This is a genomic window from Mesorhizobium sp. M8A.F.Ca.ET.218.01.1.1, assembly GCF_004791165.1.
In the GTDB taxonomy this organism is placed as follows: Bacteria; Pseudomonadota; Alphaproteobacteria; order Rhizobiales; family Rhizobiaceae; genus Mesorhizobium.
On the sequence record NZ_SRUZ01000004.1, the window covers coordinates 314017 to 330874 of the forward strand.

The following is a 16858-nucleotide window of genomic DNA, read 5'->3' on the forward strand; positions in this document are numbered from 1 at the left end:
GTTTCGAAATCAGGCTCGAACACGGGGCCTTGCCCCGAAGCAGTGAACCCGCGGCAGACGGGTCGAGGAGACTAAAATGAGTGGTGAGTACGACGATCTCAAGCGGCGCATGGATGGGGCAATCGCGGCGTTCAAGCATGATCTGGCCTCGCTGCGGACCGGCCGCGCGTCCAGCAACCTGCTCGACGCGATCCAGGTGCAAGCCTATGGCACCACCATGCCGATCAATCAGGTGGCCAACGTCACCGTGCCGGAGCCGCGCATGATCTCGGTCTCGGTCTGGGACAAGTCGATGGTCGGCGCGGTCGACCGCGCGATCCGGGAATCCAATCTGGGCTTCAACCCGATCGTCGACGGCACCAATCTGAGGATTCCGCTGCCGGAGCTCAACGAACAGCGCCGCAAGGAGCTGGTCAAGATTTCGCACGGCTATGCCGAGAACGCGCGTGTCGCCGCGCGCCATGTGCGGCGCGACGGCATGGACTTCCTGAAGAAGGCGGAGAAGGACGGCGACATCAGCGAGGACGACCAGCGCAAGCGTTCCGACCAGGTCCAGAAACTTACCGACGAAACCATCAGCACCATCGATCATCTGCTTTCCGACAAGGAAGCTGAAATCATGCAGGTTTAGGGTTGGCCCTTGGCTGATCCGAAAGCGAGATCATGACAACGCCCGCGCATGTCGCGATCATCATGGATGGAAATGGACGCTGGGCCAAGGCGCGCGGCATGCCGAGGCTCGCGGGTCATCGCGCTGGCGTCGAGGCGCTGCGCAAGGCGGTGCGCGCCGCCCCCGGTCTCGGCATCTCCTTCCTGACCGTCTATGCTTTCTCGTCGGAGAACTGGTCGCGGCCGAAGTCCGAGGTCAGTGACCTTATGGGTCTGTTGAAGCTGTTCATCCGTCGCGACCTTGCCGAGCTACACCAGAGCGGCGTGCGGGTCAGGATCATCGGCGACCGGGCAGGGCTGCAGGCGGACATCAGGGGACTGCTCGAGGAAGCCGAATCGCTGACGATCAACAACACCTCGCTGACGCTGGTGATCGCCTTCAATTACGGCGGGCGCGACGAGATCGTCCGCACCGCGCGCAAGCTTGCCCTGGCCGTGGCGCGCGGTGAAATCGATAGCGAGGCGATCACCGCCGAAAGCTTTGCCGGCTCTCTCGACACGCAAGGCATTCCCGATCCGGAGCTGGTCATCCGCACCAGCGGCGAGCTTCGCCTGTCCAACTTCCTCTTGTGGCAGGCTGCCTACAGCGAACTCGTCTTCCTGCCCTGCTACTGGCCGGACTTCAATCGCGAGCACCTCGCCGAGGCCTTGCGCGAATATGCCGGCCGCGAGCGCCGCTTCGGCGGACTGGACCCGCAAGACGTCGCTTCGCGACCGGCCGCGGGATGAGCAACCTTCAGCTGCGTGTGATTTCGGCGGTCGTGCTCGCCATTGTCGCCCTTGGCCTGACCTGGCTTGGCGGCCTGCCTTTCCGGCTGCTGTGCGCGGTCATGTCGGCAATGATCTTTTATGAGTGGACACGTATGTCGCGGCCCGCCGCGGCCGACGGGCTTGGTTTGCTGCCGGAAGCGCTGATGGTCATTTTCGTCGGCGCCTTGATCGCTGGCCTGTCCGCATTGTGGCTGCTGCCGCTGGTCGTGATTCTGGTTGCGATAACGGCGACCAGCGCGGGAATTCGCAAAATCGGCCAGTGGGACGCTGGCGGCCTTGCCTATGCCTGCGCGTCGGGCCTGTCGCTTGCCCTGCTGCGCGATGGCGACCATTCGGGCCTCGTCGCCATTCTGTTCCTGTTCGCGGTCGTCTGGGCAACCGACATTTTTGCCTATTTTGTCGGACGCGCTGTCGGCGGGCCTAAACTGGCGCCGTCGATTTCGCCAGGCAAGACGCGTAGCGGCGCGTTCGGCGGGGCGGTCGGTGGCGTCGTCGCGGGACTTCTGCTGGCAGCCATTGCTGGCGCCGGCAACCTGGCGTTGCTCGGCCTTGTGGCGCTGGTGCTGTCAGTTGTCGCCCAAGCCGGCGACCTGTTCGAGTCCTGGGTCAAACGGCGGCACGGTTGCAAGGATTCCGGCGTGCTCATTCCTGGCCATGGCGGCATCATGGATCGCGTCGACGGGCTTGTCGCGGCCGCTCTTGCCCTATACGTCATCGGTTGGATTTCTGCGGGTGCCGACCATCCGGCACAGGGGCTGTTTCCCATTTGAATGCTGTCATGCCACGATCTGGCGCCGACGTGCCTTGGATTCGCCTGGATTGATGTCACAGTCACGCCGCGACCGCGGAAGAACTTGAGGGCCTGAGTTGAACGAGATTCTTCACGCGATTTTCAGCACCGAAGGCCTCTTTCTCGGCACGCTCGTGCCGTTTCTCTTCGTGCTCACCGTGGTGGTGTTCGTTCACGAGATGGGCCACTACCTCGTTGGCCGCTGGTGCGGCATCGGGGTCAAGGCCTTCTCGATCGGCTTCGGTCCGGAGCTCATCGGCTTCAACGACAGGCATGGCACGCGCTGGAAGCTTTGCGCCATACCGCTCGGCGGTTACGTCAAGTTTGTCGGCGACATGAGCGCCACCTCCAGCCAGCCGACATCGGAAGAGCTCGAAACGCTGACCGACGAGGAACGCAAGGTTGCCTTCCACACCCAGGCGATCTGGAAGCGCGCGGCAACGGTGGCGGCCGGGCCGCTGTTCAACTTCCTGCTGGCGATCGTGGTCTTTTCCGTGCTGTTTGCCTCCTATGGGCGTTATGTCGCGGAGCCCATGGTGGCGGAGGTTACCGCCGACAGCCCGGCGGCCAAGGCCGGCATTTTGCCTGGCGACCGATTCGTCAGCGTCGACGGCAGCAAGGTCGAAACTTTCGGAGACGTGCAGCGGCTGGTTTCGGGCCGGGCCGGCGACACCATCACCTTTGTCATGCTGCGCAACGGCAAGGAGGTCACGGTGACCGCGTCGCCGCGGCTGATGGAGCAGGAGGACGCGCTCGGCAACAAGGTCAAGGTTGCGGTGATCGGCGTCGTCAACAACAAGGAACTCGGCCAACCCCGTCTCATCACCTACACCCCCGTTGGGGCGGTCGCGGCGGCGGTTGAGGAAACGGGCCACGTCATCGAGCGCACCGGACAGTTCCTGCAACGCTTCGCGGTCGGGCGCGAGGACAAGTGCCAGCTGGGTGGCCCGGTCAAGATCGCCGACATGGCCGGCAAGGCTGCCAAACTCGGTTTCGAGTGGCTGGTGCAGCTTGTCGCGCTGCTGTCCGTGGGGATAGGCATTCTAAACCTTTTGCCGATTCCCCCCCTCGACGGCGGCCATCTGTTGTTCTACGGGGTGGAGGCCGTCATCCGCCGGCCAGTGTCGGAACGGATGATGGAAATGGCCTATCGGGCTGGTCTGCTTGTGGTGCTGTGCTTCATGGGGTTCGTGTTCTGGAACGATCTCTTTGGGTGCTGAAATCATGAAGGAATTTGGCCTGGGCATGGGCGATGTTGAGACGCCGTTTACCATGCACGGGGATATGAGTGACGCGAAAGCCACGCAACAGGGTTAAGTAAATACAAATTAACCAGAAGCCTTGCGTGTAGGGAAAATCCGGTTAATACGGTAGGGGAAATGACCGCACGTCCGGTTTTCTCGCCGTGGGGACTACGAGAAAAGGTTATTAAGCCCGATGAAGGCAGCATCCAAGTTTCTAAACGCCGCGTCAGCGGCGGCACTGTCCGCCGCTCTGGTCGTACCAGGTGCGTTCGCAGTGCAGTTCGTTGCCACATCGGCGGCCGAAGCCGCTGTCGTAAGCAGGGTTGAGGTGAGCGGCAACCAGCGTGTCGACGCCGATACCATCCGCAATTACATCACCATCAAGCCGGGCAAGGCTTTCTCCAGCTCCGATGTCGACGCCGCGGTCAAGGCGCTGTTCGGCACCGGCCTGTTCTCGGATGTCCAGATCAATCAGGTCGGCTCGACCCTGGTGGTCAAGGTTTCGGAATACAAGGTCGTCAACCAGGTGCTGTTTCAGGGCAACAAGAAGCTCAAGGACAACGCGCTTCAGGCAGCGGTTCAGCTGAAGCCGCGCGGCACGTTCTCGCAGGCCACGCTCGATTCGGACGTCGAGGCGGTCAAGGCCGCTTACAGGCGCATCGGCCGTGACGATGCCGGCGTGACCGCGCAGGTCATGGAGCTCGGCGACAACCGCGTGAACGTGGTCTTCCACGTCACCGAAGGCGATCGCACGCAGATCGCGGCAATCAATTTCGTCGGCAACAGCGCCTATTCCAGCCGCCGCCTGTCGGATGTGATCAACACCAAGCGTTCATCCTGGGTCTCGTTCATCCTGCGCGATGACGTCTATGACGAAGACAAGCTGCGCGCCGACCAGGAATTGCTGCGCCGTTTCTACTACAATCACGGCTATGCCGATTTCCAGGTCGTGTCCGCCGTCGGCGAACTCGACAATGCGACCAACAAATACACGGTCACCATCACCGTCCAGGAAGGCGATCGCTATAATTTCGGCGACATCAGCGTCGAAAGCACGATCCCGGAAGTGGACTCCAAGTCGCTGGAATCGGTGGTCGAAACCCGCAAGGGTGATGTCTACAACGCCAAGGATGTCGAAGACTCGATCATCGCGTTGACGGAAAAGGTAGCCGGTTCCGGCTATGCCTTCGCGCAGGTGACGCCGCGCGGCGACCGCAACTTCGAGAACCACACGATCTCGGTTGTCTACACGGTGGACCAGGGCACCAAGGCCTATGTCGAGCGCATCGAGATCCGCGGCAACGATCGTACGCGTGACTATGTCATCCGCCGCGAATTCGATGTCAGCGAAGGCGACGCGTTCAACCAGGTGCTCATCCAGCGCGCGAAGAAGCGCCTGGAAGACCTGAATTATTTTGACAAAGTCGACATTTCGACCGTGCCTGGCTCGGCCCCTGACCAAGTCGTGCTGGTCGTCGACGTGGTCGAGAAGTCGACCGGTGAGTTCTCGATCGGCGCCGGCTATTCGACCGGTGGCGACGCGGCCGGACCGTCGGTCGAAGGATCGATCACCGAGCGCAACTTCCTCGGCCGTGGCCAGTTCATCAAGCTGTCGGCCGGCGGCGGCAAGAACTCGCGTGACTACAGCCTGTCGTTCACCGAGCCTTATTTTCTCGGGCGGCGCATCGCTGCCGGTTTCGACATCTACAGGTCGACGCGGGAATACAACAACAACTACGACAGCGACACCACCGGCGCGACGATCCGCTTCGGGCTGCCGATCACCAACAGCATCACGACCCAGTTGGCGTATAATATCTCGCAGGAGAAATATAAGGTCGACGATAGTTGCGGTCCTACCTCCATCGGAGATCCCGACGGCAGCTGTAACATCTCACAGGCCATTCTGGACGGCATCGAGCAGAGTCCGTGGATCAAGTCTTCGGTCAGCCTGGGGCTGGTCTACAACACGATCGACGACATGAAGAACCCGCATGAGGGGATCTACGCCAACACGACCGTGGAGGTCGCGGGTCTCGGTGGCGATGCCAAATTCGTGAAGATCACCGGACGGGGCAGCATCTATCAGACGCTGTCCGAACAGCTTGACCTTGTCGGGCTCCTTTCGGGCGGGGCCGGTCATGTCGAGGGATATGGCAACGGCGACCTGCGCATCTTCGATCACTTCCAGAGCAACGACCGCATGATCCGCGGCTTTGCCTATGGTGGTATCGGCCCGGTTGCCAGCGACACCAGCGGTGACCACCTGGGTGGCACGACCTACTTCAACGCTTCGGCCGAAGCCCAGTTCCCGCTGCCGGTTGTTCCGGAGAGCTTCGGCTTGCGTGGCGCGGTGTTCGCCGATGCGGCGACGCTCTATGGCAGCAAGCTTGCGACTGGGCTGGTCGATCAAGATTCTACCGGCATGAAGTTGCGCGCCTCGGTCGGTCTCGGCCTGATGTGGGCCTCGCCCTTCGGCCCGATCCGTATCGACTATGCGATCCCGGTCAGGAAAGAGGCGAGCGACGACGTGCAGGAATTCAACTTCGGCATATCGACCCGCTTCTGATCGGCGGCCAACGATGCTCCCGGGTTTTGGATCCGGGAGAAATGTTCCGACCTAGCTGGATATAGCTTCTGGAATGACCGATCCGGTGTTCTTCGCGCCATCACGCCGGTATACGGCGGCCGAAGTCGCGAATCTGACTGGCTCGGTGCTTGTCGATTCGGGCCAATCCGACGTTTCGATCGAAGCGTTGGCGCCAGCCAGTGAAGGCGGCGCCAACGCGCTCGTCTTCGTCGATGGCAGGCGTAATTCCGCGCTGATGCCGTCGCTGCGGGCGGCTGCGGTGCTGTGTCCGGCGGAATTCGCGAACAAGGCGCCTCCCGGCATCGCCGTCCTGATCCATCCGCGGCCGCAACAGGCTTTCGCGCTGGTTGGGCGCCTGCTGTTCCCGACAGCCGCCACGCCGGGGCCGATGACTGGCGAAACCGGCGTTTCGCCGCATGCCCATGTCGACCCGACCGCGCATGTCGAAGCCGGCGTCGTCATCGAGGCCGGCGCCGTCGTCGGGCCTGGCGTCTCGATCGGCAGCGGCACCGTCATTGCGCCGAACGCCGTCATCGGACAGTCCTGCCAGATCGGCCGTGACGGATATGTCGGCCCGGGCGCCAGCATCCAGTACGCACTGATCGGCAATCGGGTCATCATCCATGGTGGGGCCAGGATCGGCCAGGACGGCTTTGGCTTTGTCGGCGGCGCCAAGGGCCCGGAACGGGTCCCGCAAATCGGACGCGTCGTCATCCAGGATGATGTCGAGATCGGCTCCAATTCCACAGTCGATCGCGGCGCGATGTCCGATACGATCATTGGGCAAGGCACAAAGATCGACAATCTCGTGCAGATCGCCCATAACGTCCGCATCGGTCGCAATTGCATAGTGGCCGGGCTTTCGGGTATTTCCGGTTCCGTGGTGGTGGGTGACAATGTCACTATGGGCGGCGGCGTCGGGCTTGCGGATCATCTGACGATTGGTACAGGTGCCAAGCTTGCCGCCAGAAGTGGATTTATGAGCAATGTTCCCGCCGGCGAGATATGGGGTGGCTATCCGGCACAGCCGATGGCGGAAGCCATGCGAGAGATAGCCATGTTGCGCACGATGGCCAGAGCACGCAAGCAGGGCAAGGACAATGGCTGACATGGTGGCGGCGACAACGCTGGAAGCGGTTGACATATTGGGGCTGATGAAGCTCCTGCCGCACCGTTACCCCTTCCTCATGATCGACCGCATCGTGGACATCGATGGTGACGACTCCGCTATCGGCATCAAGAACGTGACCATAAACGAGCCGCATTTTCAGGGGCATTTCCCGGAGCAGCCGGTGATGCCGGGCGTGCTCATCGTCGAGGCCATGGCGCAGACGGCCGGCGCCATCTGCATTCGCAGCCTCGGGGCGTCGAAACCGTCGCTGGTCTATTTCCTGACCATCGACAACGCAAAATTCCGCAAACCGGTCGTTCCCGGCGACCAGTTGAAGATCCATGTCAAGAAAATCAAGAAGCGCGGCAACCTGCTCAAATTCGCCTGCGAAGCCCTGGTCGAAGGTACCAAGGCGGCCGAGGCCGAGATTTCAGCCATGATGGTCACCGGCGACTGACGATCGAGTGCCTATGAAAATCAAGACGTCAATCCATCCTTCCTCCGTCGTCGAAGAAGGCGCCCAGATCGGCCAGGGGGTACGCATTGGGCCGTTCTGCCATGTCAGCGCCGATGCCGTGATCGGCGACGGTGTCGAACTGGTCAGCCATGTCTCGGTGATGGGCGCTACCACTATCGGGGCGTCGACCAAGGTCTATCCGATGGCGATCCTGGGCGCGCCGCCGCAGAATACCAAGCACAAGGGCGGCCGCACCACACTCGTCATCGGCGCCAACTGCACCATCCGCGAAGGCGTGACCATGCATGTCGGCACCGACACCAGCCGCGGCGAAACGACGGTGGGCGACAATGGCAATTTCCTTGCCTACGCCCATATCGCCCATGATTGCGCCGTCGGCAAGAACGCCACCTTCGCCAACGGCGCGACGCTGGGCGGACACTGCGAAATCGGTGACAACGTCTATATTGGCGGCCTCAGCGCCGTCCATCAATTTGTGCGCGTTGGCGACAACGCCTTTCTTGGCGGGTGCTCGGCTTTTGTTGGTGATGTCATTCCCTATGCCATCGCGGTCGGCAACCGCGCCAGCTTGCGCGGCTTGAACATCATCGGCCTCAAGCGCGCCGGTTTGCCGCGTTCCGAAATCTATCTGCTGCGCAAGGCCTACAAGACGATCTTCGACCGCTCCCGCACCGTCGGTGAGAATATCGAGTTCGCCAAGGCCGAGTTCGCCTCGTCACCAACTGCAATGAAGATCATCGATTTCATCACCAGTCGCGGCAAGCGGCACTATGCGGTGCCATCGCTAAAGGGCGGCGATGGCGACGTCACCGATGACGAAGGCTGAGGCCAGCTCGGCAGGCTTCGTTCTCGCGCCGGGCGCCAGGGTCGGCATCATTGCCGGCGGCGGCAGCCTGCCGGTCGAAGTCGCCGAAGGGCTGGCGGAGGGCGGACATCCGCCCGTCATCATCTTGGTCGAAGGCCAGGCCGACCGTCAGTCCGAGCTCACGGTCTATGAGCATGAAAGCCTTGCCCTGGAAGACATCGGCTCGCTGGCTGCCTTGCTGAGGCGCCGGCGGATCAGCCATCTCGTGCTTGCCGGCGAGATCAGGCGCAGGCCGCGTCTGATCGACATGCGCCCGAGCTTCGGCCTGCTGGCTGTGATATCCTCCGCCGCCATGGCGCTTGCGCGCGGCGATGACGGCCTGTTGAAGATATTGACCCGAGGCCTGGAGGCGCGCGGCATCAAGGTCGTCGGCGCGCACGAAGTCGTGCCGAAACTTGTCGCGACTGAGGGGCCGCTGACCAAGGCAGTGCCGCGAAAGTCGGACTGGCGCGACATCGAGGCGGCGCATGCGGCGGCAAAGGCCATCGGCGCGCTCGACATCGGCCAGGCCGCTATTGCGATCGGCGGTCGCGTCATTGCCCTGGAAGGCATCGAGGGCACCGGCGGTCTGCTCGAGCGGACGCAGCAACTGCGTGGCCATGGCAGGCTCGCCGGCAAAACGCGCGGCGTCCTGGTTAAATGCGCCAAGCCCGGCCAGGAACTGCGCGCCGATCTTCCCTCTATCGGCCCGCAAACGGTCGAGGCGGCGCATGAAGCCGGCCTTGCCGGCATTGCCGTCGAAGCCGGCCGCTCGTTGATCCTCGAAGGGCCGACTGTCGTTGCGCGCGCCAATGCGCTCGGTCTGTTCGTGATCGGCCTGCCGGCCGCGGGGCCTGCCCATGGCAGCTGAGAAGCCGCTGAAGATCGCGATCGTCGCCGGCGAAGAATCCGGCGACCTGCTTGGCGCCGACATCGTCCAGGCCCTGAAACGCATGACCGGGCGCGAGGTGCGCCTCGTCGGCATTGGCGGGCGGCATCTGCGGGCGCTTGGGCTGGCGCCGCTGTTCGACGGATCAGAGATCGCACTGATGGGGCTCAGCGCCATCCTGCGCGACCTGCCGCGCCTGATGCGGCGGATCAGCCAGACGGCAAGTGCCGTCGCCGCTGAAAAGCCCGACTGCCTCATCACCATCGACAGCCCTGACTTTTCGCTGCGCGTCGCCAAAAAGGTTCGAGCCGCCGATCCGAACATCCCGATCGTCCACTATGTCTGCCCGAGCGTCTGGGCGTGGCGGCCGGGCAGGGCGGCGGCGATGAAGCCCTACGTCGACCACATACTGTGCATCCTGCCTTTCGAAGTGAAGGAACTCAGCCGCCTCGGTGGCCCGCCCGGCACCTATGTCGGACATCGCCTGACGCATGATCCCGGCGTACTTGGCGCGGCCAAGGCGCAAGGCCAGCCGCGCGATCTCTCGGGCGATCGTGTCAAGACGCTGCTCGTCCTGCCGGGATCGCGGCGCGGCGAAGCGAGCCGGCTTATTGGTCCGTTTGGTGAGACGGTCTCGGCATTGCGGGCGCGCGGACATCGCTTGCGCCTGCTGTTGCCGACGGTGCCGCATGTCGCTGACCTGATCAAAACATCGGTCGCTCGCTGGGATGAAAAGCCTGAGATCATCCTTGAGCCTGAGCGCAAATGGCAGGCCTTCGGCAAAGCCGATGCGGCACTGATCGCCTCGGGAACAGTGTCGTTGGAACTGGCGCTGTCCGGCGTGCCGATGATCTCGTGCTACCGGCTCGATCCGGTGATGCGCATGGCCCAGGGGCTGGTCACGGTGTGGAGTGCGGCCCTGCCCAATCTGATTGCCGACCAGATCGTGGTGCCGGAGCACTACAACCAATATGTGCGGCCGCGCTATCTGGCGCGGCAGCTCGAGGCGCTGTTTTCAGACACCGGCTACCGAGCCTGGCAGAAGGACGGCTTTGCGGAAGTGGCAAGGCGGATGGCGACCGACAGGCCCTCCGGCGATATCGCTGCGGAGGTGGTGATGGGGTGCATCAAGAGCAATCAGTAGGCAGTGGGCAGGCCTATTCCCTACAGCCCAATCCCTATTGCCTCATCTCTTCGCAATCGGTACGTAGTCGCGCTCCGGCGCGCCGGTGTAGAGCTGGCGCGGGCGACCGATCTTCTGGCGCGGATCCTCGATCATTTCCTTCCACTGCGCGATCCAACCGACCGTGCGGGCGACCGCGAACAGCACGGTGAACATGGTGGTGGGGAAGCCCAGCGCCTTCAGCGTGATGCCGGAGTAGAAGTCGACGTTCGGATAGAGCTTCTTCTCGATGAAATAGGGATCGGTCAGCGCGATCTTTTCCAGCTCCATCGCGATGTCGAGCAGCGGATCATCCTTGATGCCGAGCTCGCCCAGGACCTCATGCGCCGTCTTCTGCATGATCTTGGCACGCGGATCGTAGTTCTTGTAGACGCGGTGGCCAAAGCCCATCAACCGGAACGGATCGTTCTTGTCCTTGGCACGGGCGATGAATTCCGGGATATGATCGACATGGCCGATCTCGCCCAGCATGTTGAGCGCCGCTTCGTTGGCGCCGCCATGGGCCGGGCCCCACAAGCAAGCGATCCCGGCGGCAATGCAGGCGAAGGGGTTGGCGCCCGAAGAGCCGGCGAGACGAACGGTCGAGGTCGAAGCGTTCTGCTCGTGGTCGGCGTGCAGGATGAAGATGCGCTCCATGGCGCGCGCCAGCACCGGGTTGATCTTGTATTCCTCGCACGGCACGGCAAAGCACATATGCAGGAAGTTTGCCGCGAAACCGAGATCGTTCTTCGGGTAAATGAAGGGCTGGCCGATGTGGTACTTGTAGGCCATGGCCGCGATCGTCGGCATTTTGGCGATCAGGCGCATGGACGCAACCATGCGCTGGTACGGGTCGGAGATGTCGGTCGAGTCGTGATAGAAGGCCGACAGCGCGCCAACCACGCCGCACATCACCGCCATCGGGTGCGCGTCGCGGCGGAAGCCGGTAAAGAAGCGCGACATCTGCTCGTGCACCATGGTGTGGCGCGTCACGCGGTAATCGAAATCGTCCTTCTGCGCCTTGGTGGGCAGTTCGCCGTAGAGCAGGAGATAGCAGACTTCGAGGAAATCGCCATGTTCGGCCAATTGGTCGATCGGGTAGCCGCGGTGCAGGAGGATGCCGGCATCACCATCGATGAAGGTGATTTCCGACTCGCAGCTTGCCGTCGAGGTGAAGCCGGGGTCATAGGTGAAAGCGCCGGTGGTGCTGTAGAGCGAGGCGATGTCGATGACGTCAGGTCCGACCGAGCCGCTTCGCACCTTGAATTCGTGGGTCTTGCCGGCGAATTCGAGCGTTGCCGTGGCCTCTTGGCCGCCCACATCCAGTTTTTTCGCAGCTTCGGTCATTGCAAACTCCTTCTTGTTTCCTCATGCCGGCAAAGGCAAATTCCGCAGAGCGACACGTCGAAATCACCGCAATGCGCGTCTTCGCCACCGCATTCTAGGAGGTGCGTGCCAGATTGGGCCAAGACATAATGTTGCACTGCGAAACGCGCCTTTCAATGCCAATCTTCTTGGGCCAGTTTGCTGCTAATCGATTTGATCCGCTATGCGGGCCAGGCTTTCCTCACGCCCCAGCACGGCCAGCACGTCGAATACGCCCGGTGAAGTGCTTTTGCCGGTCAAGGCAGCACGCAACGGCTGGGCCACGGCACCAAGCTTATGGCCGCCAGTCAGGGCGTACTCGCGGATGGCGGCCTCAGCCGTGGCCGCCGTCCACTCACCCGACAGCGACTTCAAAGCTTCGTGAGCGCCGCGCAGGATCTTGCGGGCATCGTCATTGAGCAGGAGCGCCGCCTTGTCGTCGATCGGCAGCGGCCGCGCGGCAAACAGGAAGGCAGCGCCGTCGACGAGCTCGACCAGCGTCTTGGCGCGCTCCTTCAGGCCCGGAAGGGCTGCCAGCAACTGCGCCTTGTTCTTCTCGTCGAGGCGCGCCGCCATCGCCGGGCCGCCCTCCAGATAAGGCAAGGTGGCGATGAAAATGTCGAACAATTCGGAATCGGCCATGCGGCGCATATGGACGCCGTTCAACGCCTCGAGCTTAGCGAAATCGAAGCGCGCCGCGCCCTTGTTGACGTCGCCGATGTCGAACCACGAGATCATGTCCTTGATCGACATGATCTCGTCGTCGCCATGGCTCCAGCCGAGACGCGCCAAGTAATTGAGCAGGGCCTCCGGCAGATAGCCCATGGCGCGATAGGCCTCGACACCAAGCGCGCCGTGGCGCTTCGACAGTTTGGCGCCGTCGGCGCCATGGATCAGCGGGATATGCGACATCGAAGGCACGTCCCAGCCCATGGCGTTGTAGATCACGGTCTGGCGGGCGGCGTTGGTCAGGTGATCATCGCCACGGATGATGTGGGTGACGCCCATGTCGTGGTCGTCGACGACGACGGCGTGCATATAGGTCGGGTTGCCGTCCGAGCGCAGGATGATGAAGTCGTCGAGATCCTTGTTGGGGAAGCGCACCTCGCCCTGGACCCGATCCTGCACCACCGTCTCGCCCTCGGTCGGTGCCTTGATGCGGATGGCGCCCCTGACGCCGGCGGGTGCCTCCGACGGATCGCGCTCACGCCAGTGGCCGTTATAGCGTGGCGGCAGGCCCTTGGCGCGTGCTGCCTCGCGCATCGCCTCGAGCTCGGCTGAAGTCTCGTAGCTGTAATAGGCCTTGCCCAGCCGCACCAGTTCCTCGGCCACCTCACGATGGCGCGGCGCCCGCTCGAATTGGGAAACCGCATCGCCGTCCCATGACAGGCCGAGCCAGGTCAGGCCGTCGAGAATGGCTGATGTGGCCGCATCGGTCGAACGCTCCCGATCGGTGTCCTCGATGCGCAGCAGCATCGTACCGCCGGTATGCTTGGCATAGAGCCAGTTGAACAGTGCCGTGCGCGCGCCGCCGATGTGCAGATAGCCGGTCGGCGAGGGGGCAAAACGGGTGATGACCTTGTCGGACATGGAACTCTCGGAAAACGTCTGAAGCTGGGTGCGGAGGGCGCGGACTTTCGCGCTTCGCGCGTTCATGTAGCATAGGGTGTCGAGGGCGCAAGGGGCAGACCCGATGACTGGACGAGGCCGGGGCTCGGATCGGGGCGAGGGCGCCATTGTCGGCGTCAGCGAACGGTCCTTGTTTGCGACGCCTCCGGCGATCCCGCTGCCATCGCCGCTCGTGGCTGCGCCCGCAACCCAGCCGTTGCAAGCGGGCTTGCCGGCGCCAACTCCGTCTCCTGCCGCACGCAGGATCGTGCGCGCGCGCCGGCAAATCGGCCGGATATCCTTGCTTCGCCTGCGCCACGGCTTGGCCAAGGCGGCGGAGCTGGAACTTGACCGGGGCATCGCCTTCCTGCTGGTGCCGGTCTGCCTGGCGGTTGGGGCGATCGGCTACTTTTCGCTGGCGACCGAGCCCGATTTTGCAAAGCCTGTCGCGGTCATGGTGCTGGCGGCGACCTGTGCATTCGTCTCGCGTTCCTGGCCGAAAACCCATCTGTGTTTCATGGCAGTGCTGTTGTGCGCGCTGGGCCTGCTCGCGGCGAAGGTCGAAACATGGCGAGCAGGAACCCGGATGCTGGGTTCGGAAATCTCGACTCAATTGACCGGCCGCGTGGTCTCGCTCGAGGAGATGGAGAGCGGCCGTATCCGGTTGACCATGGACGTGATTTCGACCGCCCGGCCGAAATTGCGCTATGCGCCGGAAAGGGTCCGGCTTTCGGCACGCAAGATACCGCCGGAAATGACCGCTGGCTCGCTTATCACAGGCTACGCCAAACTGCTGCCGCCGACCGGTCCGGTGCGGCCGGACAGCTACGACTTCTCCTTCGACAGCTATTTCGCAGGCATCGGCGGCAGCGGCTTCTTTCTCGGCAATCCAACGGTTGTCGCTACCGACGATGGTGAGATGTCGCTGCCAGCCCGTCTTTTTTCAAGCATCGAAAACGCCCGCGAAGCCATCGCCGACCACATCAGGGGCAGCATCGGCGGCGCCGAAGGCGAGATCGCGGCGGCGCTGATCGTCGGCGTGCGCGCCGGCATTCCCGATGAAATCAACGAAGCGATGCGGCGTACCGGCATCTATCACATCATTTCCATTTCGGGACTGCATATGGCGCTGGTCGCCGGCACCATCATGGGTCTGTTGCGCGGTGCCTTCGCGCTGTTTCCAGACTTTTCCGCGCGCCGGCCGGTGAAGAAATATGCGGCCGCCGCCGCACTTTTCTCGATCGCCGCCTATCTCGTCATTTCCGGTGTCGTCGTTGCGGCCGAACGCAGCTTCATCATGCTGGCGGTGATGCTGATTGCCGTCTTGTTCGATCGCGCGGCGCTCACCATGCGCAACCTGGCCATCTCGGCGATCGCCGTTATCCTGGTTTCCCCGCACGAGGTCGTCGGCCCGAGCTTCCAGATGTCGTTCGCGGCAACCGCGGCCCTTGTTGGCGCCTATGCCGGCTGGGCGGACCACCGCGCTGGTAAGACGAGGCCACCGTCGCCAAAGCGGTCACTACCCGGGTTCCTGACGCGAAAATTCCTGCTGGCGACAGGTGGATTGGCCATGACCTCCATCATTGCCGGCAGCGCGACGGCGCTGTTTGCCATCTGGCATTTCCAGCGCGTATCGCCGCTCAGCCTGTTCGCCAATCTGGCCGTCATGCCGATCGTGTCGGTGGTCGTCATGCCTTTTGCGGTCCTCAGTTCGCTGGCGATGCCCTTCGGCGCCGACGGCCCGTTTCTCTACGTGATGGGCAAAGGCCTGACAGCGATGATCGCCGTATCGTCATGGATATCGGAGCGCTCGCCAATCGATGGGGTAGGTCTGATCTCGCAGCAATCCGTGCTGCTGGTGGCCGTCGCGCTGGTCATCGCGACGATGGCGACGACCTGGCTGCGGCTCGCGGCACTGCCATTCGCACTTGCCGGTCTGTTGACTGTGTCGGACATACGCACGCCCGACGTGCTGATCTCGGAAGACGCACGGCTGGTCGCACTGCCGATCGGCAATGGCGAACTGGCCGTCAACCGGGAACGTCCGAACGAATTCGCGGCCGACAACTGGAAACGCGCTCTGGTCTCCGAAACAATCGTCAAACCGGAAATGTTCGACAAGGCGGACGGGCAATTCGATATTGCCGCTCCCACCGACCTGCCGCAGGGATCGCCGTTCTATTGCCGCGAAGGCCTTTGCCTTGCCAGGCACCCTTCCGGCGCGATCGTCGCCTATGTCGAGGATCGCAAGAACACCTGGAAAGCCTGCGCCTTCGCCGACCTGATCGTCGTCAATGACGCGACCGCCTATGACGCCTGCCACAATCCGCTGGTTGTCGTCGTCACGAAACGGCAGCTCGCCCGCAAGGGAAGTGCTGCCGTCTTCTTCGATCCCCAGTCGGCCACAACCCCGGCTGTGATCGAATTCGCTGTCGACGGACCATACCGGCCCTGGCACGAGCAGCGAAAATTCTCACGCGAGGCGAGGGGGCTGCCGCCCTATAAAAAGCCAGACAAGTCCGATGGCAAACCGGCTCAGTAGCGCCTGATCAGCCCGACCAGCTTGCCTTGTACCTTGACTCTGTCCGGCCCGAAAATACGCGTTTCGTAGGCTGGATTGGCGGCTTCGAGCGCGATCGAGGCGCCTTTACGGCGGAACCGCTTCAGCGTCGCTTCCTCCTCGTCGACCAGCGCCACGATGATTTCGCCCGGACTTGCCGTGTTCGCATTGCGGATGATGACCGTGTCGCCGTCGAAGATACCAGCCTCGATCATCGAGTCACCCTTGACCTCCAGCGCATAGTGCTCGCCGCCCATGATCATATCCGGCGGCACCGAGATCGAATGCGTCTGATGCTGGATGGCATCGATCGGCACACCGGCGGCGATACGGCCCATGACCGGGATGGACACGGCTGAAACCACATCGTCGTCATTGCCGGCCGCGGGCAGACGCGAAGGCGCCGTCGCCGGCTTGAGCTGGCGGCCAAGATTGTTTTGACCAAGGCTGCCCTGGATGACGCTGGGCGAAAATTTCTTTGCCGCGTTCAGGCCGGGCGCGATCGAATCCGGCAGCCGCAGCACCTCCAGCGCGCGCGCCCGATTGGGTAGCCGGCGAATGAAGCCGCGTTCCTCCAGCGCCGTGATCAGGCGATGAATCCCGGATTTGGAGGCAAGATCGAGCGCTTCCTTCATCTCGTCGAAGGAGGGCGGTATCCCGCTTTCCTTGAGCCGTTCGTGGATGAACATCAGCAGTTCATGTTGCTTGCGTGTCAGCATGGCGGCCCCCAAGGCATTGAACGAAGGTCTGAACCAGAATCGAAAAAACAAACCCAGA

Annotated in this window: 14 protein-coding genes; 11 read left to right on the forward strand and 3 right to left on the reverse strand. The window is 62.8% G+C overall.

Translation table 11 applies throughout. The features are described from left to right. The first annotated feature begins 76 nt into the window (after positions 1–76). From frr to lpxB, 10 genes are all read left to right on the forward strand, one after another. A complete protein-coding gene (gene frr / locus EN861_RS17570; protein WP_027142617.1) occupies positions 77–631 on the forward strand; it encodes a ribosome recycling factor in 555 nt (184 codons plus the stop codon). A 32-nt stretch (positions 632–663) separates the two neighbouring features. Further along, positions 664–1398, forward strand: a complete 735-nt coding sequence (locus EN861_RS17575) for an isoprenyl transferase (protein WP_127277852.1) — start codon at positions 664–666, stop codon at positions 1396–1398. After that, entirely contained in the window at positions 1395–2210 is an 816-nt protein-coding gene (locus EN861_RS17580) for a phosphatidate cytidylyltransferase (protein ID WP_135864622.1), read from the forward strand. Before EN861_RS17575 ends, EN861_RS17580 begins: the two co-directional genes overlap by 4 nt. Positions 2211–2307: 97 nt before the next feature. Then, entirely contained in the window at positions 2308–3450 is a 1143-nt protein-coding gene (gene rseP / locus EN861_RS17585) for an RIP metalloprotease RseP (protein ID WP_127277854.1), read from the forward strand. Between the two features lie 217 nt (positions 3451–3667). Beyond that, positions 3668–6043: an outer membrane protein assembly factor BamA gene (gene bamA / locus EN861_RS17590; RefSeq protein WP_127277855.1), complete on the forward strand. Its 2376-nt coding sequence runs from the start codon at positions 3668–3670 to the stop codon at positions 6041–6043. Between the two features lie 73 nt (positions 6044–6116). After that, positions 6117–7172, forward strand: coding sequence for a UDP-3-O-(3-hydroxymyristoyl)glucosamine N-acyltransferase (gene lpxD / locus EN861_RS17595; RefSeq protein WP_135864624.1), 1056 nt, complete (start codon positions 6117–6119; stop codon positions 7170–7172). Further along, on the forward strand, positions 7165–7632 hold the full coding sequence (gene fabZ / locus EN861_RS17600; protein WP_015317790.1) for a 3-hydroxyacyl-ACP dehydratase FabZ: 468 nt from the start codon (positions 7165–7167) through the stop codon (positions 7630–7632). Before lpxD ends, fabZ begins: the two co-directional genes overlap by 8 nt. A gap of 13 nt (positions 7633–7645) precedes the next feature. Beyond that, on the forward strand, positions 7646–8479 hold the full coding sequence (lpxA, locus tag EN861_RS17605; protein ID WP_135864626.1) for an acyl-ACP--UDP-N-acetylglucosamine O-acyltransferase: 834 nt from the start codon (positions 7646–7648) through the stop codon (positions 8477–8479). Then, positions 8466–9368, forward strand: coding sequence for a UDP-2,3-diacylglucosamine diphosphatase LpxI (gene lpxI / locus EN861_RS17610; protein ID WP_245512046.1), 903 nt, complete (start codon positions 8466–8468; stop codon positions 9366–9368). Before lpxA ends, lpxI begins: the two co-directional genes overlap by 14 nt. Further along, positions 9358–10530 (forward strand): lipid-A-disaccharide synthase, encoded by a 1173-nt coding sequence (gene lpxB / locus EN861_RS17615; RefSeq protein ID WP_127279456.1) that lies wholly within the window; start codon positions 9358–9360, stop codon positions 10528–10530. The genes lpxI and lpxB overlap by 11 nt, the downstream gene beginning before the upstream one ends. 42 nt (positions 10531–10572) lie before the next feature. On the opposite strand, the gene gltA is transcribed toward lpxB, so the two are convergent. Both gltA and gltX read right to left on the reverse strand, forming a co-directional pair. Beyond that, complete coding sequence (gene gltA, locus EN861_RS17620; RefSeq protein ID WP_015317794.1) at positions 10573–11895, reverse strand: citrate synthase; 1323 nt, start codon at positions 11893–11895, stop codon at positions 10573–10575. A gap of 183 nt (positions 11896–12078) precedes the next feature. Then, entirely contained in the window at positions 12079–13503 is a 1425-nt protein-coding gene (gene gltX / locus EN861_RS17625; protein ID WP_127279455.1) for a glutamate--tRNA ligase, read from the reverse strand. Positions 13504–13606: 103 nt separating this feature from the next. Between gltX and EN861_RS17630 the strand changes: the two genes are divergently transcribed. After that, positions 13607–16063, forward strand: coding sequence for a ComEC/Rec2 family competence protein (locus tag EN861_RS17630; RefSeq protein WP_127872483.1), 2457 nt, complete (start codon positions 13607–13609; stop codon positions 16061–16063). On the opposite strand, the gene lexA is transcribed toward EN861_RS17630, so the two are convergent. Further along, positions 16057–16800, reverse strand: coding sequence for a transcriptional repressor LexA (gene lexA / locus EN861_RS17635; protein WP_127280511.1), 744 nt, complete (start codon positions 16798–16800; stop codon positions 16057–16059). The two genes, EN861_RS17630 and lexA, sit on opposite strands and share 7 nt — an antisense overlap. Positions 16801–16858: the final 58 nt, after the last annotated feature.